Source organism: Pseudovibrio axinellae, assembly GCF_900110875.1.
Taxonomy (GTDB): domain Bacteria; phylum Pseudomonadota; class Alphaproteobacteria; order Rhizobiales; family Stappiaceae; genus Pseudovibrio; species Pseudovibrio axinellae.
The window spans coordinates 1,050,256-1,074,185 of record NZ_FOFM01000001.1 but is presented as its reverse complement, the minus strand read 5'-3'; the positions used below and the strand labels follow the sequence as shown (position 1 = coordinate 1,074,185).

Annotated in this window: 22 protein-coding genes, 1 tRNA gene and 1 rRNA gene; 16 read left to right on the top strand and 8 right to left on the bottom strand. The window is 56.3% G+C overall.

Going from position 1 to position 23,930, the window contains the following annotated elements; all coding sequences use genetic code 11:
* The first annotated feature begins 185 nt into the window (after positions 1-185).
* Together rrf and BMZ51_RS04860 are read left to right on the top strand one after the other, a co-directional pair.
* Positions 186-300: ribosomal RNA gene (gene rrf, locus BMZ51_RS04865) — 5S ribosomal RNA — on the top strand.
* 53 nt (positions 301-353) lie between these two features.
* Positions 354-430: transfer RNA gene (locus tag BMZ51_RS04860), tRNA-Met, on the top strand.
* A 482-nt stretch (positions 431-912) separates the two neighbouring features.
* Here BMZ51_RS04860 and BMZ51_RS04855 read toward each other — a convergent pair.
* The 6 genes from BMZ51_RS04855 to BMZ51_RS04830 all read right to left on the bottom strand — a co-directional run bounded on the left by BMZ51_RS04855 (position 913) and on the right by BMZ51_RS04830 (position 6,788).
* Positions 913-1,713 carry an HpcH/HpaI aldolase/citrate lyase family protein gene (locus BMZ51_RS04855; RefSeq protein ID WP_068009030.1) on the bottom strand — a complete coding sequence of 267 codons (801 nt, stop codon included), beginning with the start codon at positions 1,711-1,713 and terminating at the stop codon, positions 913-915.
* Positions 1,707-2,543, bottom strand: a complete 837-nt coding sequence (locus tag BMZ51_RS04850) for an HTD2 family dehydratase (RefSeq protein WP_068009027.1) — start codon at positions 2,541-2,543, stop codon at positions 1,707-1,709. The genes BMZ51_RS04855 and BMZ51_RS04850 overlap by 7 nt, the downstream gene beginning before the upstream one ends.
* Positions 2,543-3,643 (bottom strand): CaiB/BaiF CoA transferase family protein, encoded by a 1,101-nt coding sequence (locus BMZ51_RS04845; RefSeq protein ID WP_068009024.1) that lies wholly within the window; start codon positions 3,641-3,643, stop codon positions 2,543-2,545. The genes BMZ51_RS04850 and BMZ51_RS04845 overlap by 1 nt, the downstream gene beginning before the upstream one ends.
* Positions 3,643-4,806 (bottom strand): acyl-CoA dehydrogenase family protein, encoded by a 1,164-nt coding sequence (locus tag BMZ51_RS04840; RefSeq protein WP_068009022.1) that lies wholly within the window; start codon positions 4,804-4,806, stop codon positions 3,643-3,645. The genes BMZ51_RS04845 and BMZ51_RS04840 overlap by 1 nt, the downstream gene beginning before the upstream one ends.
* A gap of 240 nt (positions 4,807-5,046) precedes the next feature.
* The gene (locus tag BMZ51_RS04835; protein ID WP_068009019.1) at positions 5,047-5,967 is read right to left on the bottom strand and encodes an SDR family oxidoreductase; all 921 of its coding nucleotides are present in this window, start codon (positions 5,965-5,967) and stop codon (positions 5,047-5,049) included.
* A 35-nt stretch (positions 5,968-6,002) separates the two neighbouring features.
* On the bottom strand, positions 6,003-6,788 hold the full coding sequence (locus tag BMZ51_RS04830) for an IclR family transcriptional regulator (RefSeq protein WP_068009016.1): 786 nt from the start codon (positions 6,786-6,788) through the stop codon (positions 6,003-6,005).
* Between the two features lie 90 nt (positions 6,789-6,878).
* Between BMZ51_RS04830 and BMZ51_RS04825 the strand changes: the two genes are divergently transcribed.
* From BMZ51_RS04825 to BMZ51_RS04790, 8 genes are all read left to right on the top strand, one after another.
* Positions 6,879-8,045 carry an acyl-CoA dehydrogenase family protein gene (locus tag BMZ51_RS04825; RefSeq protein ID WP_068009013.1) on the top strand — a complete coding sequence of 389 codons (1,167 nt, stop codon included), beginning with the start codon at positions 6,879-6,881 and terminating at the stop codon, positions 8,043-8,045.
* Between the two features lie 2 nt (positions 8,046-8,047).
* The gene (locus BMZ51_RS04820; protein ID WP_068009009.1) at positions 8,048-8,467 is read left to right on the top strand and encodes a PaaI family thioesterase; all 420 of its coding nucleotides are present in this window, start codon (positions 8,048-8,050) and stop codon (positions 8,465-8,467) included.
* A 23-nt stretch (positions 8,468-8,490) separates the two neighbouring features.
* Positions 8,491-8,871 carry a Zn-ribbon domain-containing OB-fold protein gene (locus BMZ51_RS04815; protein ID WP_068009045.1) on the top strand — a complete coding sequence of 127 codons (381 nt, stop codon included), beginning with the start codon at positions 8,491-8,493 and terminating at the stop codon, positions 8,869-8,871.
* On the top strand, positions 8,868-10,022 hold the full coding sequence (locus BMZ51_RS04810; protein WP_068009007.1) for a thiolase: 1,155 nt from the start codon (positions 8,868-8,870) through the stop codon (positions 10,020-10,022). The genes BMZ51_RS04815 and BMZ51_RS04810 overlap by 4 nt, the downstream gene beginning before the upstream one ends.
* Complete coding sequence (locus BMZ51_RS04805; RefSeq protein ID WP_068009004.1) at positions 10,019-12,139, top strand: acetate--CoA ligase family protein; 2,121 nt, start codon at positions 10,019-10,021, stop codon at positions 12,137-12,139. The genes BMZ51_RS04810 and BMZ51_RS04805 overlap by 4 nt, the downstream gene beginning before the upstream one ends.
* On the top strand, positions 12,129-12,992 hold the full coding sequence (locus BMZ51_RS04800; protein ID WP_068009001.1) for a MaoC/PaaZ C-terminal domain-containing protein: 864 nt from the start codon (positions 12,129-12,131) through the stop codon (positions 12,990-12,992). Before BMZ51_RS04805 ends, BMZ51_RS04800 begins: the two co-directional genes overlap by 11 nt.
* Entirely contained in the window at positions 12,989-13,750 is a 762-nt protein-coding gene (locus tag BMZ51_RS04795) for an enoyl-CoA hydratase/isomerase family protein (protein ID WP_068008998.1), read from the top strand. Before BMZ51_RS04800 ends, BMZ51_RS04795 begins: the two co-directional genes overlap by 4 nt.
* 221 nt (positions 13,751-13,971) lie before the next feature.
* A complete protein-coding gene (locus BMZ51_RS04790) occupies positions 13,972-15,210 on the top strand; it encodes a hypothetical protein (RefSeq protein ID WP_161941239.1) in 1,239 nt (412 codons plus the stop codon).
* 80 nt (positions 15,211-15,290) lie between these two features.
* On the opposite strand, the gene BMZ51_RS04785 is transcribed toward BMZ51_RS04790, so the two are convergent.
* Entirely contained in the window at positions 15,291-16,217 is a 927-nt protein-coding gene (locus tag BMZ51_RS04785; RefSeq protein ID WP_068008993.1) for a LysR family transcriptional regulator, read from the bottom strand.
* A gap of 181 nt (positions 16,218-16,398) precedes the next feature.
* Between BMZ51_RS04785 and BMZ51_RS04780 the strand changes: the two genes are divergently transcribed.
* From BMZ51_RS04780 to BMZ51_RS04755, 6 genes are all read left to right on the top strand, one after another.
* A complete protein-coding gene (locus BMZ51_RS04780; protein WP_068008989.1) occupies positions 16,399-17,529 on the top strand; it encodes a TAXI family TRAP transporter solute-binding subunit in 1,131 nt (376 codons plus the stop codon).
* 70 nt (positions 17,530-17,599) lie between these two features.
* The gene (locus BMZ51_RS04775) at positions 17,600-19,552 is read left to right on the top strand and encodes a TRAP transporter permease (protein WP_175484989.1); all 1,953 of its coding nucleotides are present in this window, start codon (positions 17,600-17,602) and stop codon (positions 19,550-19,552) included.
* Positions 19,553-19,562: 10 nt separating this feature from the next.
* On the top strand, positions 19,563-20,228 hold the full coding sequence (locus tag BMZ51_RS04770; protein ID WP_068008986.1) for a 3-oxoacid CoA-transferase subunit A: 666 nt from the start codon (positions 19,563-19,565) through the stop codon (positions 20,226-20,228).
* Positions 20,225-20,875 carry a 3-oxoacid CoA-transferase subunit B gene (locus BMZ51_RS04765; RefSeq protein ID WP_420848503.1) on the top strand — a complete coding sequence of 217 codons (651 nt, stop codon included), beginning with the start codon at positions 20,225-20,227 and terminating at the stop codon, positions 20,873-20,875. Before BMZ51_RS04770 ends, BMZ51_RS04765 begins: the two co-directional genes overlap by 4 nt.
* A gap of 64 nt (positions 20,876-20,939) precedes the next feature.
* The gene (locus BMZ51_RS04760) at positions 20,940-21,905 is read left to right on the top strand and encodes an NAD(P)H-dependent flavin oxidoreductase (RefSeq protein ID WP_068008983.1); all 966 of its coding nucleotides are present in this window, start codon (positions 20,940-20,942) and stop codon (positions 21,903-21,905) included.
* A gap of 37 nt (positions 21,906-21,942) precedes the next feature.
* Positions 21,943-23,253 carry an MmgE/PrpD family protein gene (locus BMZ51_RS04755; RefSeq protein WP_068008981.1) on the top strand — a complete coding sequence of 437 codons (1,311 nt, stop codon included), beginning with the start codon at positions 21,943-21,945 and terminating at the stop codon, positions 23,251-23,253.
* A gap of 27 nt (positions 23,254-23,280) precedes the next feature.
* Here the strand turns inward: BMZ51_RS04755 and BMZ51_RS04750 are convergent, their stop codons facing one another.
* Positions 23,281-23,922, bottom strand: a complete 642-nt coding sequence (locus BMZ51_RS04750; RefSeq protein ID WP_068008978.1) for an NAD(P)-dependent oxidoreductase — start codon at positions 23,920-23,922, stop codon at positions 23,281-23,283.
* Positions 23,923-23,930 lie beyond the last annotated feature (8 nt).

Below are 23,930 nucleotides of genomic sequence, written 5' to 3'. Positions count from 1 at the left end.
GCTCGATTGATCTTGATCACTCCCATTAAGCTATAATCATAAATGGTAACTCATAAAGTTGCCGAAAACTAAACAACGCAAAGCATCAACTTGGAAAAAGACACACTCAAAAATGTGTCCTTAATGACCAGTTCAAACATTAGCAAGTCGTAAACATACGATACGCTAAGTGTATGTTAATCCTGCCCGGTGGCTATGGCGGGGCGCCCCCACCCGATCCCATCCCGAACTCGGAAGTGAAACGCCCCTGCGCCAATGGTACTTCGTCTCAAGACGCGGGAGAGTAGGGCGCTGCCGGGCATGATGAACATACACATAAACTCTCCAAAATAAACACAACAATATCCTATTACCGCGGGGTGGAGCAGCCCGGTAGCTCGTCAGGCTCATAACCTGAAGGTCGCAAGTTCAAATCTTGCCCCCGCAACCAAATATACAACCCGTTATCACATCGATAGCGGGTTTTTTGTTATGCAGAATTCCGCGTTCCTAGAATTTGAAGACACGTATTTCAATCGCGTTATGGGCGCTGCATTAGAATTTCTGGGTGCTGAGCCGATCAAGCAGCTGGTTTAATAGCTGAGACTTTCATATCCGATCAAACGGTGGTGCTAGCGTCGTCGAGCATGAGTTCGAGCCAACGGTAGTACAAGTTCAGTGCATGTCATTAGTGTGTAATGGCGAGAATGTTTGCGGTGTCATAAAGTGCCCCTCCAATGCAATTGGGCTCCTCGGTGGCAGAAGAACGACGTTAGTGGATCGCATAGGTGATACTGTGAGACTCCTTCCATAGTTATGTACCTTCGTCTTATTTAGTCGACTTGTGCCGAGCTACGCGACCGCTTGCAATTGGCCGCAGTTCAAATCGACACGCGTCCCTGCACGGGCCAAGCAGTTAGAGACGTGGGCGGCTCAGATAGGTTTCGCCTGAGCCAGAATTCTCTGTGCTCTGATGCGGACTGGCGCGTCGACCATCGCTCCATCCACCAAGACAGCGCCATCTCCGGAGCTGAGAACGCGCCGGGCCCAATTGATCTCAGAGTCCGTTGGAGTAAAGGCTTGTCGGACTTCAGCGATCTGCCGTGGATGGATGCAAAGCTTTCCAGACATTCCTAGTGTGCGGGCATATGCGGCATCACTCCGAGTTTTTGAAAGGTCATCGAGCTGAGTGGTTACGCCATCGATGGGTGCAGCAATGCCCGCGAGGCGCGAGGCTAGCACCAGTTCTGAGCGCGCGTGCAGGAGAGCATCGCGCTCGTGAGCGCAGCCCAGATCGGCGCAATAGTCGATTGAGCCGAAGATCAGGCGGCAGACGCTTGGGTCAGCGGCGATGGTGCGGGTCTGTGCTAGGCCGTTGGCGCTCTCGATCAGGGCCATCACGGGCAGATCCCCGCCAAGTGCCTCACTCACGACAGCGATGCTGGTCGGTCCCTCGGCCTTGGGTAGGATCACGCCTGCGCAAGCAAGCCCCCTGAGTGCAGCTAGATCGTTCTCAATCCAGGGAGTTCCGACGGGATTGATGCGCACAAGCACCGGAAGCTCAGTGAAACTCGTGGATAGTGCTGAACGGGCAGTATCTTTGTTATCGTGGGCAACGGCATCTTCCAGGTCGAGGATCACCGCGTCCGCACCGGATGCTGCGGCCTTTTCAAAACGATCAGGCCGGTCAGCGGGCACAAAAAGCGGAGTACGGATCATATCGAGGCTTACCATGTCGCACTCGCCTCCATTGCGATAGGACCACCAGGTGGGGCGCTCCAAAGCTTTAATTCTTCGTCTTTTTCGCTCGCGTGCAGCACGAGCGGCGAATTGACAAAGGCCGGTGTTTTGCCGCGGAAACGAAGCTGTGCGGGAGTTCCACCGCGCAAATCAACAGCGTATTGTGCCAGCAGGGCCGCTTGAAGTGGCCCATGCGTTATCAGGTTAGGGTAGCCTTCCTCAAGTGTGGCGTAAGGAAGGTCGTAATGGATACGGTGACTGTTGAAGGTGAGTGCGGAATAGCGAAAGAGCAGTTCAGGTGAGATAATGATTTCACGCTGCTCGGTGCCCTGTGGAGCGGGCGTCAGAGATTTGCTTGCGCTTCCATGAGTCGGGGTATCGCGATAGACAATATCTTGCTGTTCAGTCAGTATGGCGCGACTATTAGCCCAATAGTTATGTATGACGGTGACAAAGCAGAGCGCTCCGCTGCTGCCTTGTTTGATTGCCACGTCGCAGATTGTCGAATGGCGAGTCATGATCTCACCGACATGAAGCGGTGAATGGAAACGGATCGAACCACCGGCCCACATTCGACGAGGAAAGGGCACTGGCGGCAGAAAACCACCACGTTTCGCGTGCCCATCGGAACCAAGGTCGGCGGTCGGTACAGCATGATGACAGAGGCAGTGATGCAGCAGAAGAGGCGCATGAGCACCCAACTCGCAGGAACCTTCCCTGTCGAAGGTTGCGTTGAAACGGGCGGTCAGAACCGGAGTAAGAAGCTCTGAGACGCTTTCTTCGCGGCCGTTCCAGTCTTTTAGCTTTTCGAGGTCAATTTCCATTATTTCGCCTGTTTGAGCGGTGCTAGGTCAGGTGCGGGCCCGTAGCTGCGAGTTTCGTCCTCCCAGATAGGAGCAGGGGCTGGGTAGGAAACCGGTCCGTTTGGTGTATTGACGCTAATCCGGCGTAAAGCAGGATGTTTTGACAGACCTTCCATATCGTTGACCCGGGCCAGCGCAACATCTGCGCGCAGCAGTGCGGTGATTGCTTCGTCGCTAGTCATTTTGGCTAGGCTCGCGCTGACCAAAGCATCGGTATCCTCTCGGTTGGCAACCCGCGCTACATTAGTGGCAAAACGAGGATCAACACCAAAGTCTGGCTGTTTGAGCACCACGGTGCAGAGCTTTTTCCATTCGCGGTCGCTTTGGACCGAGATTAGGATCTGCACGCGGTCCCTGGTCGTGAACACGCCGTAGGGTGCGATTGAGGGATGGGCTAGCCCCAAGCGCTTGGGGCTCTTTCCGCCCTCGTGATTTAGTAGAGGCACGGTCAGCCAGTCAGCTATGACGTCAAACATTGAAACCGAAATGTTGGCACCTTGGCCAGTCACACCACGTCGGATTAGAGCCTCAAGAATAGCAGATTGTGCTGTGGCACCGGTAGCGATGTCCACCAGCGAAATACCGACGCGAGCTGGCTCGCGTGGACCTCCGTTGATCGAACAGAGGCCGGATTCCGCCTGTACAAGGAGATCATAGGCTTTGCGCTCGGCCAAAGGTCCGTCCTCTCCATAACCCGAGATTGAGCAGGTTATTAATTTCGGGAATTCTTCGGCGAGGCGCTGGAATGTAAATCCCAATCGGGCCAGCGCACCGCGCCTGAGATTTTGCACCAAAACGTCGCTTTGTTCCAGCAAATGGAGCAATTCTTCGCGACCCTGGGGCGATCTAAGGTCAAGCGTAAGGGAGTGCTTGCCGCGGTTAAGCCATACGAAATAGCTTGACTGACCTGCCGCGACATCATCGTATCCGCGAGCGAAATCACCCTCGGGACGTTCAATCTTGATCACCTCGGCACCGGCATCGGCAAGACGTGAGGTGCAAAAAGGCGCTGCCACCGCCTGTTCGATGGACACGACCCGCACGCCTTCGAGCGGGCGCATCAGAATGACCTCGGCAGACCGAGCACGTGCTCGGCAACGTACGAAAGGATCAGGTTGGTTGAGATTGGCGCCACTTGATATAGGCGGGTCTCGCGAAACTTGCGCTCTACATCGTATTCGCAGGCAAAACCGAAGCCACCATGGAACTGCAGACAGGAATTGGCCGCCTCCCAGGATGCTTTGGCCGCCAAATATTTCGCCATGTTTGCCTCTGCCCCACAGGGTTCGCCAGCGTCGTAGAGGTCGCAGGCTTTTTTGCACATGAGGTTTGCGGCCTCGATCTCGATATAAGCTTCAGCAATGGGAAACTGGACGCCCTGGTTCTGGCCGATAGCCCGGCCGAAGACGTTGCGTTCGCTGACATAGTTAACCACACGGTCGGTGAACCAGTAACCATCGCCGATGCATTCAGCGGCGATCAGTGTCCTTTCCGCGTTGAGGCCGGTAAGGATATATTTGAAGCCCTTGCCCTCTTCGCCGATTAGGTTCTCTTCTGGGATTTCGAGATTGTCGAAAAACAGTTCGCTGGTCTCATGGTTGACCATGTTAGGTATTGGTCGGACCGTCATGCCAGACTTCTTTGCTTCCTTGATGTTGACAAGGAAGATTGAAAGGCCATCGGATTTCTTCTTCACCTCCGATAATGGCGTCGTGCGAGCAAGCAGGATCATCAGGTCGGAGTGCTGCACACGGCTGATCCAGACCTTTTGGCCGTTAATTACGTATTTGTCGCCCTTTTTGATCGCCGTGGTTTTAAGTTGTGTGGTGTCGGTGCCAGTGGTCGGTTCGGTGACGCCCATTGACTGAAGGCGCAGCTCGCCTGTGGCGAGTTTTGGCAGGATGCGTTGGCGCTGTTCTTCAGAACCGTGCCGAACCAGCGTGTTCATATTGTACATTTGCCCGTGGCAGGCTCCGGAGTTACCACCAGCGCGGTTTATCTCCTCCATGATCACCGCCGCTTCGCTTAGGCCAAGGCCTGATCCTCCGTATTCCTCGGGGATCAGTGCAGCCATCCAGCCCGCCCTAGTCAGGGCGTCGACGAAGTCTTCGGGATAAGTGCGTTGTTCGTCGATTTTGCGATGATATTCATTGGGGAATTCGGCGCAGAGTGCGCGCACCGCGTCACGGATGTCTTGGCAGTCGTCATGGTCGAGGTTGTGCACTTTGGGTTCCTCCGGGTCTTTTTGAGCAGTGTCTCTGCTTTTGGCGCAATCATCGGTCGGAGAAAATCATAGTTCAAATATCTGAATGGTCTTTCAGATATGCTTTTTGGGAATGAGTCGGAGGCGGTTTTTGATTGATCGTACCGCTCAGGCGGTAGAACAGTCGTTTGTCGGAAGGCAAACGCTCCCGCAGTGGCCTGTAGGAGCGTCTTTTGTTTTATTCCATTGAGACGGGAAGGTTCAGACAGGATCCCAGCTAAATACATCGGCAGAGACGTCCAGAGGTATGTAGCTCGCCTTCAGGGATGGAATCGCATGCCGCGCGACGCTGTCGATGTCCCATCCCTCGTCGCGATGGACAGAACGCACCGGGCGTGGCTGAGACATCAGGAAGATTTCATTGTTTCGTACTGCGAAGATTTGTCCGGTGGTATCAGCTGCTTCGTCAGAGGCGAGGTAGAGCGCGACCGGAGCGATCTTCTCAGGTTTCATTTCCCTCATGCGGTTCACGCGCTCTTCCTGCTCGGGGCTGTCCACCTTGATTGACGAGGTCATTCGGCTCCATGCGAAGGGCGCGATGCAGTTTGAACGAATATTCCAGCGTTGCAGGTCTAGGGCTAGGGATTTCGACAGAGCCGCAACGCCCAGCTTGGCCGACGAGTAGTTGGCTTGAGCGAAATTGCCGACCAAACCCGAAGTCGACGTCATGTGGATCATGCTGCCAGTGCCCTGTTCGCGCATCACAACGGCAGCTGCGTGGCTGACGTTAAACGTGCCATAGAGGTGAACCTTCAAGACCGCGTCGAAGTTCTCGTAAGTCATCTTATGAAAGAAACAGTCGCGCAGGATGCCAGCGTTGTTGACGACCGCATCCAGTCTCCCGAAGGCATCGGTAGCCTGTTTGACCATTGCTTTTGCGCCTTCTGGCTCCGAGACGTCATCGCCATTGGCGACAGCACGACCACCAAGCTTTTCTATTTCGCTCACCACTGCTTGTGCCGAGGCGCTCGATTCATTACGGCCATCAAGCGTGGCGCCGAGGTCATTTACGACGACCGCAGCTCCCGCGCGGGCTGCTTCAATAGCAATGGAGCGACCGATACCACCGCCGGCACCAGTCACCAAGATTACTTTTTTATCGAGCGATTTCATATCAGACATATCTCCTCCGAAATGTTCCCAGTGTCCTGTTTGGCTTATGGACTTCCTGCCTCGACCGCACGTCCGAAGACGCTACGCTCGATCTCCCTTGCAGCTTCAGCCAGTGCAGCGCCGACACGTACGAGGCTTGCGTCGGTTTGTTGACCGATGATGGTGATGCTGCTCATACCGAGCCGAGGCACATCGTTGGCATCACGTGCGAGTGCTGCCACCATGTCGAGGCCGCGAAACAGGTTGCTGCGATCTTGTGCAACGCCGCTGTCCCTAGCTGCCAGAACATCTGCCCAGTAAGCTTCAAAATCCGGTGCGTCTTGCCAGCGCACGCTGTCAAAACCTTTGCGGGTCTGCGTCTTATCCAGCCCCAGACTGGCTGCATAGGTCCGCCCAATAGCCCCGGCAAAGACCGGAAGGCGGCTACTGCGCGAGATCATCGCATGCACGATATCGGGAGCGGTGAACCGGTCGATCAACACCACTCTTTCATTTGCAGTGATTTGCCAAAGTGCGATTGCGACCTGGTGCTCTTGTGCGATCGCCATCATCGTAGGGCGGATCAGGTCGGCGGGGTTGGCGCCGAGCAGCGGCGCGGCGAATTCCATCAGCCCCATGCCAATCCGATAGGTTTTTGCTTCAGGATCAAAACTCAACAGCCCTTCATGGCTCAGCGTGCGCAGGATGTTGAAGGCGGAAGAGACGTTCAGCCCGGCCTCACGTGCGATTTGCGTCGCCCCAAGGGGGCTGCCGCTGGCAGCGAGTAAGCGTAGGATGATCATCGCGTTCTGCACGGCAGGCACGAGTTTTTGTCCGTTGTCGTCGAGCACTTATATTCTCCATAAAAAATTACATTTACTATACAGAATATTTTTGCTAGAGCAAGAGAGGGTTTTGGGCGCTCTAGGGGAGGAATGAAGATGGCGACTGGCGTGGAAAATGAGGTTTTCGAACAGCTTGTGACGGCGGTAGATAGGTTTGCCCGCAAACGACTGATTCCTGCCGAGCGCCAGGTGGAGGATGAAGATGATATCCCTGACGAGATCGTAGTCGAGATGAAAGAGATGGGCCTCTTTGGCCTTTCAACGCCTGAGGAATACGGCGGTATCGGTGTCAACGTCCCGCAGGAGGCGCAGCTGATTGAAACGCTTTGCTATGCTTCGTTGACTTTCCGCTCGCTGATCGGGACCAATGTGGGCATTGGCTCGCAAGGGATAGTCATGGACGGGACGCCTGAGCAAAAGGCGGAGTGGTTGCCCGGCGTGGCATGTGGTGAGGTGATCGCCTCTTTTGCGCTTACAGAGCCTGATAATGGCTCGGACGCAGGCGGTATCAGAACCTCGGCCAAACGCGACGGCGCTGATTTTGTGATTAACGGCACCAAGCGCTATATCACCAATGCGGTGCGCGCGGGTGTGTTCACCGTCTTTGCACGGACTGATCCCAGTGTCTCAGGTGCTGATGGTGTATCGGCTTTCATTGTGCCAGCCGACACGCCGGGTATTGTCGTCTCTAAGCCAGATCGCAAACTGGGCCAGCGTGGGACCAAAACATCTGATGTGATATTCGAGAACGTCCGTATTCCGGAAAGCGCCATCATCGGAGGTCCGCAAAACCTGAACCGTGGTTTCCGAACCGCGATGAAGGTCCTGGATCGAGGCCGGATCCACGTGGGTGCGATGGCCGTTGGGCAGGGTCAGCGCATGCTTGATATTGCCACCGACTACGCGCTTGAACGCAAACAGTTTGGCAAGCTGATCGGCGAACACCAGCTGATTCAGGGCCTTTTGGCCGATTGCCAAGTGGACCTCCAGGCGGCGAGGGCCTTGGTGCGTGCAACAGCAGATACCTTCAACAAAGAGGGTCAAGCGATCCTTGAGGCCTCCTGCACTAAGTATTTCTGCACCGAAGCTGCTGGTCGTATCGCAGACCGAGCGCTGCAGATTCATGGCGGCGCTGGATACATGGCGGAATACGATATTGAGCGGTTCTACCGTGATATCCGATTACTGCGCATCTACGAGGGCACCAGCCAGATACAGCAACTTGTGATCGCGCGGCGGACTCTGGCACAAAGGGGGGCCTGAGTATGGCTAAGCATAAGACCCGTACTCTCGAAGAGATGCCGCCGCAGTCAGCATTTACTAAACTTCTCGGGATAGAGAATTCTGTTTGCACTTCGGAGGAGGTCGTCTGTCACATGACCGTTACTCCGCAGATGGCCAACCGCAACGGTGTGTTGCATGGCGGTGCACTGATGACGTTGGCCGACACAGCGGCAGGGACGGCGTCCTTCATCAATAGCCCAGCCGAGATTTCGAACACTACGGTCGAGGCCAAGACCAATTTCTTACGGCCAGTGAAGGTCGGTGATGTGCTGACCGCACGCTGTGTGCCAGTGCATATAGGCCGGACTACAAATGTATTGCAGGTCACATTGACCCGCGGTGACGGCAAAACTGTGGGAGTGACGACCCAGACGCACCTGTTTCAGGCTTGGAAAAACTGAAGATGAAGGGGAGAGCCGGAGACATGACTGAAGCCAAAATTTCCAAACTCGGACCGCAGGCTGCTTATGAGGCTTATCTGGCAGCTGGCCGCTTCATGATCCAAAAGGCAGCAAGTACCGGAGAGTATGTGTTCTGGCCGCGGGTTACCACTCCCACGGGCGCCACCGACCTGGAATGGGTCGAAGCAAAAGGCACTGGAACGATCTATGCGATAACCGTCAATCGTGCCCGCAGCGGTTCATGGAATGTGGCGCTGGTTGAACTCGATGAGGGTGTCCGCATGATGTCGACATTGCCGGACGTGGAAACTGCACAGATCGGCACAAGGGTTAAGGCTCGCATCGAGCAGACAGAAGATGGGTCGCGAGTGGTATTCGATTTGGCCGGGGAGGAGGGGGCATGAACGGCAAGGACATGAGAGGAAAGAGTGCGATTGTTGGTATGGGGATGGCAGGCGTTGGCGAAGCGCCCGGCTTCTCGGCGATGGAATTGCTTGGGCAGGCAGCGCTCAAGGCCGTCAAAGATGCCGGGCTAAAGCTACAAGACATTGACGGCGTCTTTGCCGCCACCAGCAGCCATGCCTTTCCCACCTTGAGTGTTATCGAATACTTGGGTCTCAAGCCACGCTTTTTCGAAGGCACCAATGTTGGGGGCTCCAGCTTTGAGATGCACCTTTTACAAGCTACCTTGGCGCTTGAGGCAGGCCTGTGTGACGCGGCACTGGTCTGCTACGGGTCCAACCAGCGCACGGCCGGGGGCCGTCTTGTTTCGATGAGCGAGCCGCAATGGCACGAAACCCCTTACAAACCGCGCCACCCGATCACCGCCTATGCGTTGGCCGCCAGCCGCCACATGGCAGAATACGGAACCAAACGCGAGGATCTTGCTGATGTGGCTCTGGCTGCACGTGCCTGGGCAAACCTCAACCCTGAGGCTTTTGCCCGTGGCCCTCTCACCAAGGACGAGGTGATGTCGGCCCGGATGATTTCTGATCCTTTGAGCAAGTCCGATTGCTGCCTTGTTACCGATGGCGCTGCAGCCTGCGTGTTGGTACGTGCCGACCGTGCCAAACACCTGCCAGGAAAGCCCGTTTATTTCATGGGGGCCAGTGGTGCAGCTCACCATCGTTCGATCGTTGCAATGCCAAATCTCACCACCACCGCCGCCGCTGACAGCGGGCCGCGCGCGTTTGAAGCTGCTGGGGTTACCCAAAAGGACATTGATGTGGTGATGGTCTATGATGCCTTCACTATAAACACAATTCTCTTCCTTGAAGATTTAGGCTTCTGCCCAAAGGGTGAGGGTGGGCGTTTTGTGCAGGATGGACGTATCGCCCCAGGCGGGGAGCTTGCGGTTAACACCAATGGTGGAGGGCTCTCTTGTGTGCATCCCGGCATGTACGGGTTGTTCTTGATCGCTGAGGCGGTTGCGCAAATCCGCGGCCAGGCCGGAGATCGGCAGATCGAGAACTGCAACATCGCACTCTGCCACGGCAATGGCGGCACTTTGTCTAGCCAGTGTACCGCGATCCTTGGGTCGGAGACAGTGCTATGACCAGTCTGGAGCACATTGACGGGTTAATAGCCCCTAACTCTGTCGCGATCATAGGCGCGTCCGAAGACCCTACTCGCATCGGCGGCCGACCAATCGCTGCCATGTTGAAGGCAGGTTACAAGGGCAGAATTATGCCGGTGAATCCCAAACGGGATACGGTGCAAGGCTTACCCTGTTTCGCCAGTATTGAGGGTCTACCCGAAGCTCCTGAGGCAGCGTTGGTTGCTGTCCCCGCCAAGTTTGTTCCGCAATGCATCGAGGCGTTGGGCCGCAAGGGCTGTAAGGCTGCAACGCTATTCTCGGCAGGCTTTGCCGAGGCAGGCGAAGAAGGCGAGGCGGCTCAGCGTGAATTGATGGCGATTGCAGCCAGGTACGGCCTGCGCCTGCTTGGTCCAAACACGCTGGGTGTCTATAACGTGGAAATTGGCTATTACGGCACCTTTTCCTCATCGCTCGACACTGGGTTCCCAATTCAGGGCAATATTGGAATTGCCAGCCAATCTGGTGCGTTTGGCGCTCATCTGGGCGCACTTGCCCGTGATCAGGGCCTGGGTTGTTCGGTGCTCATTACAACGGGAAACGAGGCCGACATCACTGTCGCGGACGCTGTTCGTTGGATGGCCGCAAGCGATAGCGTTGACGTGATCTGTACCTACATGGAGGCGGTCAACGATGCTCCGGCCCTACTTGCTGCGCTTGACGTTGCCCGTGCAGCAGGCAAACCGGTATTGGCATTAAAATCAGGCAGGTCTGCAGTGGGAGCACTGGCTGCTGCTTCACACACTGCCTCGCTGACCGGAGATGCTGTGGTGGCCGATGCGGTTCTATCGGAGCATGGAGCGATCATTTTACGTGATCCCGAATCCATGATGGACATCGCCTATGCAGCGTCGAAGAAAGTGTTTCCGCAGCAGCATTCTTTGGGCGTTGTAACTATAAGCGGAGGGGCTGGTATTGTTGCCAGCGATGAGGCCGAGCGGATTGGATTGCCGATGCCCGCCATGCCCGATGCGGCGCAGGCAAAGCTGTTAGAGGTTCTACCCTATGGCTCGCCGGTCAACCCGCTCGATTGTACGGCGCAGGCTCTCAACGAGCCGGGGTTGCTTGAGGAGTTTACCCGCGCTGGCCTTGAAGAAGGTGGTTATGGTGCGGTGTTGTGCTTCCTGACCTATGTTGCAGGAAGCGAGGTATTGTCCAAGGTTATTCTGGAAGCTATGGCACCGCTGCGCGAAGCCTACCCTAATCGCATTATCGCCTTCTGCGCGCTGGGGGAACCGGCGGTGCTAAAACGCTATGACGATGCAGGGATCCTCATCTTTAACGATCCCTGCAGAGCGGTACGGGCGCTTGACGCAGTTCTGCGCCTTGGTGCAGCCCAGTCGCAAACGTCATCTTCAACACTATCGGCACACCAGCCGGTGAAGGTTCCTGCAACCAGTCCTGACGAGGCAGAGGCCAAGGTGCTTCTGGCTGAGGCTGGCATCGTGCCGCCGCCAGAGCAGGCAGTTCACAGTGCCGAGGAGGCGGTCAAGGTGGCTGAGGAGATTGGCTACCCGGTGGTGATGAAAATCCTCTCGCCAGATATCGTGCACAAGTTCGATATCGGCGCGGTCAAGCTCAACATCCGCGACATGGACGGTGCGCTCGCAGCACATGCAGCTATCCTTGCCGCAGTAGCGAACCATGCACCTTATGCACGTGTCAAAGGGGTGCTGGTGGCAAAGCAGATTTCAGGTGGCGTGGAATGCCTGATGGGAATCAACCGCGACCCGACCTTCGGGCCCGTGGCGGTCTTCGGCCTCGGTGGCATCTTTGTTGAACTGCTGAACGATGTGGCACTGCGCGCCTGTCCTTTCGGGCCGGAAGCTGCACGTGAAATGCTCCTGTCGATCCGCTGCGCCGCGATCCTACAGGGTGCGCGCGGTACCGAGCCGGCGGACATCGATGCGCTGGCAAAGATGCTTTCGAACCTGTCAATTTTTGCCGTCGGGATAGGCGAGAGGCTGGTTTCCATCGACCTAAATCCGGTCTTGGCGATGCCAGAAGGTCAGGGCGCGTATGCGCTCGATGCAGTGATTGAGCTCGATAGCGAGGAGGTTGTTGCAGATGTCCATTGATTACGAGCACCTGATGAACTTCGATATTCCCGAGGTGCGTCAGAGCTACGGTGTCGAAGAGGTTGCACGCTTTGGTCTGAGCGTGGGGATGGGACAGGATCCTATGGACATGCGCCAACTGCCTTATGTTGGCGCGCTGGACGATGATGCTCTTGCCATGCCCGCCATTGTTAACGTCTTGGGGCATCCTGGCTTTTGGCTCGGTTACCCTGAGACAGGCGTTAATGCGCTGAAGCTGGTGCATGGTGAGCAGGGCATCACTATCCATAAGCCTATTTCGGCTAAGGATACCATTGTTGGTAAGACCCGCGTAACTGGTCTGGTTGATAAGGGGGAGGGGCGCGGAGCACTTCTCTACTACGAGAAAGAGATCCGAGGCGCAGATAGCGGTGAACACCTTGCCACCTGCCGGGGGACGACTTTTCTGCGAGGCGATGGTGGGTTCGGGGGCCCCGATGGACCAGTCAAACAGCCTCACAAACTGCCTAAGACAGAGCCGGATCACGTCTTTTACACGCCGACTCGGCCCGAACAGGCACTCTACTACCGCTGGAATGCTGACCCGAACCCATTGCATGTTGATCCTCGGGTGGCAGAGAAGGCAGGTTTTGAACGGCCGATCCTTCACGGACTTTGCACCTTTGGTTGCGCTGCGCACGCGCTGCTGGCGGTTATGTGCGAGTATGATGCGGTTCTTTTCGGCTCGATGGACGCGCGTTTTACCGCTTTCGTCTACCCTGGAGAAACGTTGCGCACAGAGATCTGGAACGATGGAGGTTTCCGTACTCTTATCGTAGAACGAGACAAGGTTGCCATCGACAACGGACTTTTCAAGCGTAGGTCCCCGTCATGAGCATTGAGAGTGAAACCAATGGTGATGGACTTTGTGTCATCACTTTGAACGAACCGGAACGGCGCAACCCACTTAATCATGAAACGCGTCTGTCGCTGCGTTCTGCGCTTGGCGAAGCAGCCACAAACGAAGCCGTGCGCGCTGTGGTGTTGACCGGTGCCGGCGGCCACTTCTCGGCCGGTGGTGACATCCGAGATCAGTGTAAACGCAGCCTTGGGGAACATCGCGAACGTTTTGCCGTAATCTCAGACATGGTGAGCCGGTTGGCGCGGTTTCCCAAACCGCTTGTGGCGGCGGTCGAGGGTTGGGCAGCAGGTGGTGGTTTTGCACTGGCTATGGCCTGCCCGATGGTCGTGGCTTCGCGCGAAGCACGCTTTGTTGCGTCGTTCACCAAGATTGCACTGATGCCCGATATGGGCTTGCTAAGCACGTTGCCATCACGGATTGGCCCTGCGAGGGCGCGGCGGTTGCTGCTCGACAATCGGGTGGTCGAGGCGACCGAGGCTTTTGATCTGGGCATTGCCGACTTGCTGGCTACTCCGGGCAGTGCGGTGCCGTTGGCGGGTGAAATGGCGTTGAAGGAGGCCGATGGAGCTCCCCTGCCACGGCAGTTTATCCTGGATTGGTTCGCCCGTGATCTCGCAGAGGCGCTGGAGTATGAGGCGACCTTACAGCCAACAATGCTCAATAGCTCCGATGCCGCTGAGGGCCGCGCTGCCTTTGCGCAGAAGAGGCGCCCGAAGTTTCGCGGATGCTGACCGCTGGGCAAGAGGTATCCTCTGGCGCGATGGGGGCAGGCGGTACCACACTCTGGTCGGCACATCTGCGCAAAGTTTTGATGGCCTTCATTATGTTGACGGCAGTGGGCTTTGTTTTTGTCGACTCCCGACTGCTTAGCAGCTGTGGCGTAGCAGCGCTCGGGCTCTACCTAGTCTTGGCATGGAGGCAGTTTGGCTTTGGTACATGGGTCCCCGTGTTGATGGCGCTTGGCGGACTTGGTGCCGCGTTGTGGCAAGGGGTGGACTCCGAAGTACTCTGGCGGGCGGTTGACCGGATGTTATTCCTCGCAGGTCTCATAGCCATGCTCGGCACGCTACGCTCGGCAGCAGAAATCGCGCCAGAGGTGCACCAGGCAGGGCTTTTCATTACCGGGCAACCGGCCTCGCGGCGTTATCTTGTGATGACATCGGGTGCTCACTTCTTTGGTGTCCTGATTAATCTCGGCGGGCTGGCGCTGCTGCTTGACCTTATTAAGCGCTCAGTGACCTCCGGTGCTGCAGCGCAGTTGCCGGCAGAGGCACAAGAGGCGCGGCTCCGTCGAATGACGTTGGCGGTGATCCGTGGCTTTTCTCTGGTTTCACTGTGGTCCCCCTTCGGTTTCGCCACCAATGCGATTCTGATCTCTATACCGGGGCTGAATTACATGAGCTTCGGTCCCATCGGCTTCGGTATGTCCTTTGTATTCATTTCCATCGGTTGGGCTTTTGACCATTGGGCGGGACGGAGATTCCGTCGGTTTGGTCTGCCGCGCCCTAACCCGCCTCCGGGCAGCTGGAAAGGAGGAATAGCACTGGCTGCGCATGTTGTGGCATTGGGTGGGGTGGTCTTACTTGTCCAAAAGGCAACGCCGCTGAGCTTTCAGCAGGGCCTGATTTGCGCCTTGCCCTGCTATGCTTTTTTGTGGGCTGCGGTCTCGGCTTGGCGTGCGCCGCCGGGCGGTCCTACAGCGGGCATTGCCGAGATGTCGCGAACCACTTGGGATCGGCTGTCGGGCCTTGGCGATGAAGTCGGTGTCTTCGCGTCGGCAGGCTTTCTGCCCCTAGCATTATTGCCGCTGATACCGTTAGAGGAACTGCGCAACTTAGTCTCCGCAATGGGGCTCGGGGCTCTCTCGTTGGCAATGGGCCTTTCGGTGTCGATTATTGGTTTGGCCTTGCTTGGGGTGAACCCGATTGTTGTGGCTTCGGTCCTTGGAGCGATTGGCGCGGAGCTGTCGGTGCCGGGTTTGAGCGACACAGCCATCGCACTGGCGATTACTGGGGGGTGGACTGCGGTGATCGGGCTTTCGCCCTTTATCACGACGCTGGTGGTCAGTTCGTCCATCGTGGGGCGTAGTAGCAGTAGGATCGGACTTAGGTGGAACGGGTCGTACAGCCTCGCGATTTTCGTCGTCTGGTCTATGATGCTGTCGGCTCTGATGATCACTGGATTGATATGACTTGGCTTTACAAAGTCATTTTAAATCCCAAAGGCAATCATAGTGGCTAACATAATATTCTCAGAGCACTGTCTTTGCGTTCACAGGTTAGTGCCGGGCCACTGACCAGAGGTTACCATCGCGTGTACCTCGGAAGTCAGGAATTCGGAAAATTTGGTGCTCAGCCTCGATCCAGGTCGATTCAGTGGTGTCATCAGCACGAGCGTCCGGTCGATGGTGCTCCGCACGACAGGCCGCGCTATTAATTTTTCTTCACGGATCTGACGCGTCACACTCACCAGCGGTAGGATCGTGCTACCCAACCCGCCTTCGACGAAGGCGAGCATGGTCGGCAGGATGTCGATTTCCAGTACCACGTTCATCTCGATCTTTTCCTTAACCGCGATGGAATCGACGTGACCGCGCAATCCGTGCTCGGGGTTAGGCAGTATGAGTGGCCCGACAAGCGCTTCACGTGCAGAGATAGGTACCCCGTCCTGGCCATCTCTAGTCTTTGCAGATTGGATAAGAAAAAGCTGCTCGATAATGATGGGTTGCGCTTTGATTGAAGGAGATCTCTGTCCCGCATAGGCGACCCCGAGATCAATTTTCCCGCGCAGCAACCAATCCTGCACATGGCCGCTGAACCCCGAGATGACTCGCAGCTTCACCTCTGGATATACTTCCATTGTGCGTTCTATCAGGTGGGTGGCGAGAATTTCCGAAACAGTGGGTGGCAAACCGAGCCTCAATGTGCCGGAAAGGGGTGCAGTATTTCCTGAGATATCTCCGGCAAGATCCTGCATATCCTTAAGGATTACCTTGGCCCGTTGGGAGAGCCGGATGCCTTCTTCGGTGGGCATCACTCCGCGGCCGTGACGGCGCAGAAGTGACACACTCAACTCTTCTTCAAGCGCCTTGATTTGGCGGCTAAGGGCTGGTTGGGCGATGTTTAGTCGTTCGGCCGCCGCCGTGATACTGCTGAGTTCGACCACTTGGATGAAGTTGCGAAGCTGGCGGAAATCCATTCATGCCCCTCTAGCATTCCTGTTATAGCCATAACGCATTTGAAACATGAATACCAGTCGGACATGCTCGTGGGTATGGAAAGAAGCGTCCGGCCACTGACCGCTCTCGTGGAGGCTTTGAGGGAGCGGGGCCAAAGGAGGATTGGTCGTCGGACAGACTTCGCCACACAAGGAGGGTCACATGAGGAATAGATTGAAATTTGGGGCAGCCATGGGCGGTCTAATGGCGCTTTGCTCGTTCTCGGCGAGCGCACAAGAGCTGCCAGATACAATGGTTTGGACATCCTATGATGTAGGTTCAGCCGGATATGCTGAGGCGTCGGCCATCGCGGATGCGTTCGGCAAGGAGTTCGGCACTCGTGTCCGTATCCAGCCGTCTGGCAGCGGCATCGGTCGTCTACAACCGCTACTTCAGGGGCGTGCCGACTATGCCTTCCTCGCCACTGAGGCATTCTTCCTCTCCGAAGGTGCATTCGACTTTGCTTCTCCCGATTGGGGACCGCGCGAGCTGCGTGCCGTTGCAGGACGTCCGGCAGGCATTACGTTGATTGCTGCTGGTGACGCTGGCATAAAGACCGTGGCAGACGCTCGCGGCAAACGCATTGCCTTTGTTGCTGGCAATCCCTCGGTAAATGTTAAATGTGAGGCCATACTCGCATTTGGCGGACTGACCTTGGATGATGTTGAGGTCGTGACTTTCCCGACCTACAGTTCAGCTATGTCGTCGATGACCCGCAACGAGTCTGACGCAACCTGCACGACGCCGACGACCAGTCAGCTTTATGAACTAGCTGAAAGCCCCCGCGGTATATACTACGCACCGCTCCACGCTGATAACACTGAAGGGTGGGATGGCCTGAAGAAGGTGTTGCCAATCATGGGGCCGTCTGATGAGGACGTTGCCGCTGGACTGCCCGAAGGCGAGGTCGCCAAGATGGCAGCCTATCGCTATCCGGTGATCACCACCACTGTCGGTAAGTCTGCCGATGACGTTTATGCGTTTATCAAAGCGCTTGACGAGACTTTCGATATTTACAAGTCCGGTACCGCGACGATGAGCCGTTGGGCTCTCGAAAAGTCGGGCAGACCAGCCATTGACGTTCCGTTCCACGAAGGCGCAGTGCGCTACCTCAAGGAAAAGGGTATTTGGACCGCTGAAGATGATGCCTGGAATGTGAAACGGACTGAACGCATGGATGCGCTGGTCGCTGCTTGGGATACCTTCAAGGCCGAAAACGCTGACCTTTCGGAAGAGCACTTTGCCGCGGCTTGGATGGCCCATCGATCCGAAGTCGTTGCACGCTTGAACTGAGCTGCACCTTGCAAGATGCCCCGGCGATTAGGCCGCTGGGGCACTGTTCTTGTCAGATCAGGAAGAAATCATGGAATTTGAGAACTCCACCGCGGTAGCGCAATCGGGGGAGAAACCGGCAGCTCAGCTGCCCGACTCCCTCATTCAGGCGGCTTTCCGCATCATCATCATGGCGCTGGGTGCTCTGGGTGTCTCCATGGCGATCAACCAGCAGTTTCTTTTGAATATCATGGGGTTCCAGCCCCTCGGAAACGCCTATCTTTACTACCTGATTGGTATATTTCTGGCGCTGGCCTTTCTGAGCCTTCCAGCAAGTACTCTAAATCCGCAACGCTTTTGGTGGCTGAACATCATCCTCGCTGTTGCCGCACTTGTGAGCGCTGGTTGGCTTGGTTTTCACGGCCTCGAAATCATCCAGAAGGGCTGGGAGTATGACGCCCCGCTGTTGGCCGACATCATGGCTTCGGTATTGATCATTCTTGTGCTGGAAGGCGTCCGTCGGGCTGGTGGGCCGATCCTGCTGTTCACTGCACTGCTTTTCGGGGCGTATCCGCTTTATGCCGACTACATGCCAGGCTTCCTTTGGGGGAATGAATATTCGCTGATGGGCACCGTAAGGGCGCATGTTTTAGGTGTGGAATCCATTATCGGGATTCCAATGCAAGTGGTAGCTGATCTGGTCATCGGGTTTGTGATTTTTGGCTCTGTACTAGTTGCGACTAAGGGCAGCGATTTCTTCATGGAACTGGCCTCCGCATTGCTCGGTCACAGCCGGGGAGGTCCGGCTAAAGTCGCGGTCATGGGCTCGGGCATCTTAGGCTCGCTCTCAGGCAGCGTAATCTCAAATATCTTGACCTCTGGGCCGTTTTCGATCCCGACTATGCGTCGGGTCGGCTATCCCGCGCATTATGCCGCTGCCGTTGAAGCTTGCGCCTCGACCGGAGCAACACTAATGCCCCCGGTGATGGGCACTGTAGCATTTGTAATGGCCTCATTTCTGGGCGTGCAATACTCCAGCATTGTGATCGCGGCTGTTATCCCGGCGATCCTGTTCTATGTTGCGCTGCTGTTCCAGGTCGATATGTACGCCGCACGTCGCGGCCTGAAGGGCCTGCCCCGCAACGAAACTCCACCCGTTTGGCCGGTTCTGAAAAGTGGCTGGCCTTACCTGTTGAGTCTTGCGGTCTTGATCTTTGTGCTAATGGGCCTGCGAATGGAGGCACGGGCGCCTTACTACGCTTCAGTTGTGATGCTGGTAGCAACTGCCTTCAGTAAGCAAAGGCGCCTGACATTGAGTGGGGCTAAGAGACTGCTGCTCGACATTTCGCAAAGCGTCGCGCGCCTTGTTGCTGTATTAGCTGGTATTGGCCTCGTGGTGGGAGGGCTTTCGTATACCGGCGTCGCCGGGGCTTTCTCGAGGGAGTTGCTGCTTTATGCTGGTGGCAATACAGCGCTAATGCTGCTCGCTGGTGCTGTGACAAGCTTCGTGCTTGGGATGGGGATGACGGTTACTGCCTGTTATATTTTCCTGTCGATCCTGTTGGCACCAGCTCTGATGCAAGCTGGGCTTAACCCGATTGCGAGCCATCTATTCATTTTATACTGGGGTATGCTGTCTTACATCACGCCCCCGGTGGCGCTGGCAGCGATTACTGCGGCCAATGTTGCCGGCTCCAAGCCTATGAGAACGGGCTTCCATGCGATGCGCCTTGGGATGCCGCTCTTTGTGTTGCCCTTCATTTTTGTTTATGATCCGGCACTGATTATGGATGGCACCGTGATTGAGATAATCGAACGGGTGGCACTGACGCTTATAGCGATTTGGGCAATTACCTCAGCCTTTGAACGCTGGATCTACAAGGTCGGGCAGATTGGCCACATCAGCCAGATAGCATTCGGCGCAGGGGGCGTCATGGTGCTCTTTCCAGAAATGGCCACAAGCCTAATCGGAGGTGGCATCCTGGTGACTGTGATTGTGGTGAATCTTGGCCTTTTACGGCGTCGTGATGCAGTTAAGGTCTGAGGAAGAATATATGGACAAGCGTGTCAAAGATCTGGAGCGTGCGGTCGCGCCGGTAATTGATGGAGCATCATTGATGATCGGAGGCTTCGGCTCCTCTGGCATCCCATTTGGCCTGATCGATGCCCTTCTTGAGCAAGGGGCCAGCGGCCTGACGGTGATCTCCAACAACGCCGGAGCAGGTGAGACCGGTATAGCCAAGCTACTCAAGGCGGGACGGGTGGCAAAGGTTATCTGTTCCTATCCGCGTACACCCGGATCTATCTGGTTCGAGAAACGCTTTGAGGCGGGGGAGGTAAACCTTGAAGTGGTGCCGCAGGGTACGTTGGCAGAACGTATCCGTTGCGCCGGTGCGGGGCTAGGTGGATTCTTGACGCCCACCGCCTATGGCACGCAACTGGCTGAGGGTAAGGAGACTCGCGTAATTGACGGGCGCGGCTATGTCTTCGAACAGCCGCTGCCGGCAGATTTCGCGCTGATCCGGGCCGAGCGTGGAGACAATTGGGGTAACCTCAGCTTTCACGCCACGGCTCGCAACTTCAATCCGGTGATGGCTATGGCCGCGAAACATACGATCGCCGAGGTTAGGGAATTGTCTAACGATCCCCTTGATCCCGAGAGTGTCGTAACCCCTGGAATCTTTGTGAAGAGCGTTACGGAGTTCGAGGTTAGACTATGAGTGTTATGACCATGAATGCGCTCGATGATGCACAACTAGCCGCGCGTGTAGCACAAGACATCCCCGATGGATCCTATGTGAATCTCGGTATTGGCAAACCAACATATGTCTCGGCCCATGTACCCAAAGGGCGCGAGGTGATTTTTCATTCCGAGAACGGTATGCTTGGTGTGGGCCCGACGCCGGAGCCGGGCACCGAAGATCTGGAGCTGATCGATGCTAGCAAGCGGTATGTGACCGCAGCACCAGGCGCCGCATTCTTCGAACATTCCGACAGCTTTGCAATGATGCGCGGCGGCCATATCGACATCGCCGTTCTCGGGGCCTACCAAGTGGCTGAAAACGGTGACTTAGCTAACTGGGCGACACTGGATGAAACATACCCACCGGCAGTGGGTGGTGCAATGGATCTGGTGGTGGGCGTTCCAACGATCTTTGTGATGATGCGCCATGTTAACCGTGATGGTAGCCCGAAACTATTGAAGTCGTGTAGCTTTCCATTGACCGGACTGGGTGTGGTCAGCCGCGTCTACACCGATCTCGCGGTTCTTGATGTAACGCCCGAGGGATTTCGGCTTGTCGAGCTGACCGATGGCTGTAGCCTCGAAGAGGTTCAGGCCATGACAGAGGCTTGTATCCTAACCTGATCCATCCCCACCAGATTGCGCCTGCAGGCTGGCATTTGTGCCGTCACTGATAACGGAGAATGACATGACCACGGAAAGGCCCATAGATGTACTCAGAACTGGGTTAAAGCTGCCGTTGATTGGCGCGCCAATGTTCCTGGCCTCTGGTATCGATCTGGTTGTGGGGCAATGTTGTGCCGGGGTGATCGGGACCTTTCCAGCGCTAAACGTCCGCTCTGCGGCACAACTTGACGAATGGCTGATAGAGATTGAGGTCCGCCTTGCTGCCTATTGCAGGGAGACCAGCACACCTACCGCGCCATATGGCGTCAATCTCATCGTCAACGAGTACAACACCCGCCTCGACGAAGACTTGGCAATCATCGCGCATCACAAGGTGCCTTTGGTCATCACCTCGCTCTCGGCGCCAGACAAGGTGGTTGAAGTGGTGCATGGCTATGGTGGTTTGGTCTTTCATGACGTGGTCAAGGCGCGTCATGCACAACGTGCCGTCGCCGCTGGTGTTGATGGGTTGATTTTAGTCTGTGCTGGGGCAGGTGGGCACGCAGGCACGCTCAACCCCTTCGCGCTGGTTGAAGAGGTGCGGGCCTTTTGGGAGGGGCCACTGGTACTTTCAGGGGCGGTGTCCAATGGCCGTTCCGTTCTGGCAGCGCAGGCACTGGGGTGTGATTTTGCATATGCGGGAACGGTTTTTATCCCGACCGAAGAGGCTATCGCTGACCAGGCCCACAAGCAAATGGTCGTTGAGGTTGGATCTGACCAGATTATGTATACGCCTCTGTTCTCAGGGACCCCTGCTAACTACCTCGTGCCAAGCATCGAGGCGGCAGGTGTGAACGTGGAGGAGGCGCGCTTAGCACAACCGCGTCGCATGACAGCCAAAAACGATCCCAGTCGCCCTAAGGCATGGTCACAGGTTTTTGGAGCTGGGCAGTCGGTGGGCCAGTCGCGGGCTCTGGAACCTGTCGCTAAGGTCGTGGCACGGCTGGAGCAGGAGTACCAAGCGGCCCGTGTGGCTCTTTGCGAATGAAGGCCAGACCAATATATGTTGTTCTAGGAGATTGGACGTGACACTTACACAAATACTCGGCGGCTTTGCTGCCGCCGACCCTGCTGATGACGCGCAAATGGAGCGTTTCGTGCGCTTCTCATTCTTTGACTGGGCGACGGTTGCGTTGGCCGCCATTGAAGAGCCTGTTGCTCGCTCTGCCCGCGCCGTAGCATTGTGCAGCACTCCTGCTCAGGCGTGCGCGACGCTGGTTGGTGGTGGCTATGCCGCACCGGGTGCCGCAGCACTTGCTAATGGTGCTACGAGTCACGCGCTTGATTATGATGACACGCATTTCGGTCATATCGGCCACCCCAGCGTAGCCGTCATCCCAGCGGCCTTGGCGATGGCGGAGGTGCGCGGAATTGATGGCGCGCAGTTGCTGAAAGCTCTGGCTGTCGGGCTCGAAACTGCCTGCCGCATAGGTGCATGGCTTGGCCGGCCACACTACGAAGCTGGGTTTCACCAGACGGGGACTTCGGGCGCTTTTGGAGCCACCGCTGCAGCAGGGCGTGTCCTTGGTCTCAGCACAGATCAGATGATTCAGGCGTTGAGCTTGACTGCGACCCGAGCTGCGGGCCTAAAGAACCAGTTTGGTACGATGGGGAAACCGCTCAATGCGGGGTTCGCCGCCGAGGTTGGTGTGACGTGCGCGCTGCTTGCAGAGGCAGGGGTACGTTCAAATGTCGAGGCTATCGAGGGGACACAGGGCTTCGGCGTAACACATAGTGGCATGGCAGATGCTAAGGCATTGGACGGAATTGGCGAGCAGTGGGTGTTCCCGAATATTTCCTACAAATTCCACGCCTGCTGCCATGGATTGCACGCGATGCTGGAGGCGCTGCATAAGGTGAAGGCAGGGGGGCTCGAACCAGCATTGGTTGAGGCCGTTACTATCCGCACACACCCGCGTTGGCTTTCTGTTTGTAACCAATTTGAACCTGCCACCGGGCTGCAAGCGAAGTTCAGCTATCGCCTGACTGCTGCGATGAGCCTTGCCGGGCTGGATACGGCTGCGCTTGATGTTTACAGCGATGCAACCTGTGTGCAGCCTGAACTAGTGGCACTGCGAGACCGGGTGACAGTGATCGCTGACGAGGCTGTTTCTGATACCGCCGCCGAAGTCACAGTAACCGCAGCCGGTGTGGTACACGAGGCACGGCACGATGTGCTAAGCGGTAGTGACCCAAGCGCCATTGAAGTGCGGCTTCGCAAAAAATCAATGACGCTTTTAGGGGTGAATGCCAGTTCGATGCTATGGGAAGACATCTGCAACATCGGTCAGGCGGGTGGTCTGGCAATGCTTAGTGAGCGGATCGCAGTGCTATGACCTTTTGTTAGTGTTGATAGGCTGGCGCTAATAGCCCACGGTGAATGAGCTGCGTTTAAACTGTGCGTTTTGCGCCTCTGCTACCAGAGCCACTGCGAAATCTTCCATTGAGATCTCCGAGTTACCGGTTTCGTCAACCAAAAGAGTGTCAGTGCCAACTCTGAACTCTCCCCGGCGTACCCCTGGGCGCAGAAGGGCAGAGGGGCTGGCGTAGGTCCAGTCAGCGTCACTGCTGCGGCTGCAAATTTCGAATTGAGCGAACGAGGCTCTGGCGGTCGGAACTACGTTTTCAGGTAGAAAGTTCGGATCAGACAAGACTGTGTGTGGACTGCCGTTTGGGAGGCGTAAACGGGCAGCGCCGCCCACGATGATCACTCGGATATTTACAAGGGAAGCAGCGTTAAGGACAGATTGCGTGAGTGCCACAACTTCTCCTTCACGGCCGCTTGGCGTACGAAGAGAACTGATCGCCACGTCATGATCAGACATGGATGCGGCAACTGCTGCTGTGTCAGTGAGGTCGACGATGCGCCCTTTGACGGCTTCTGGCAGTTTCGACAGGCTGGCTTCGTTTCTAACCATTGCAGTTACATCATGGCCTTGGGCGATAGCTTCTGTGAGCACACGTGAACCGACGTCGCCTGTTGCTCCAAATACGATAATTTTCATGGGATTTT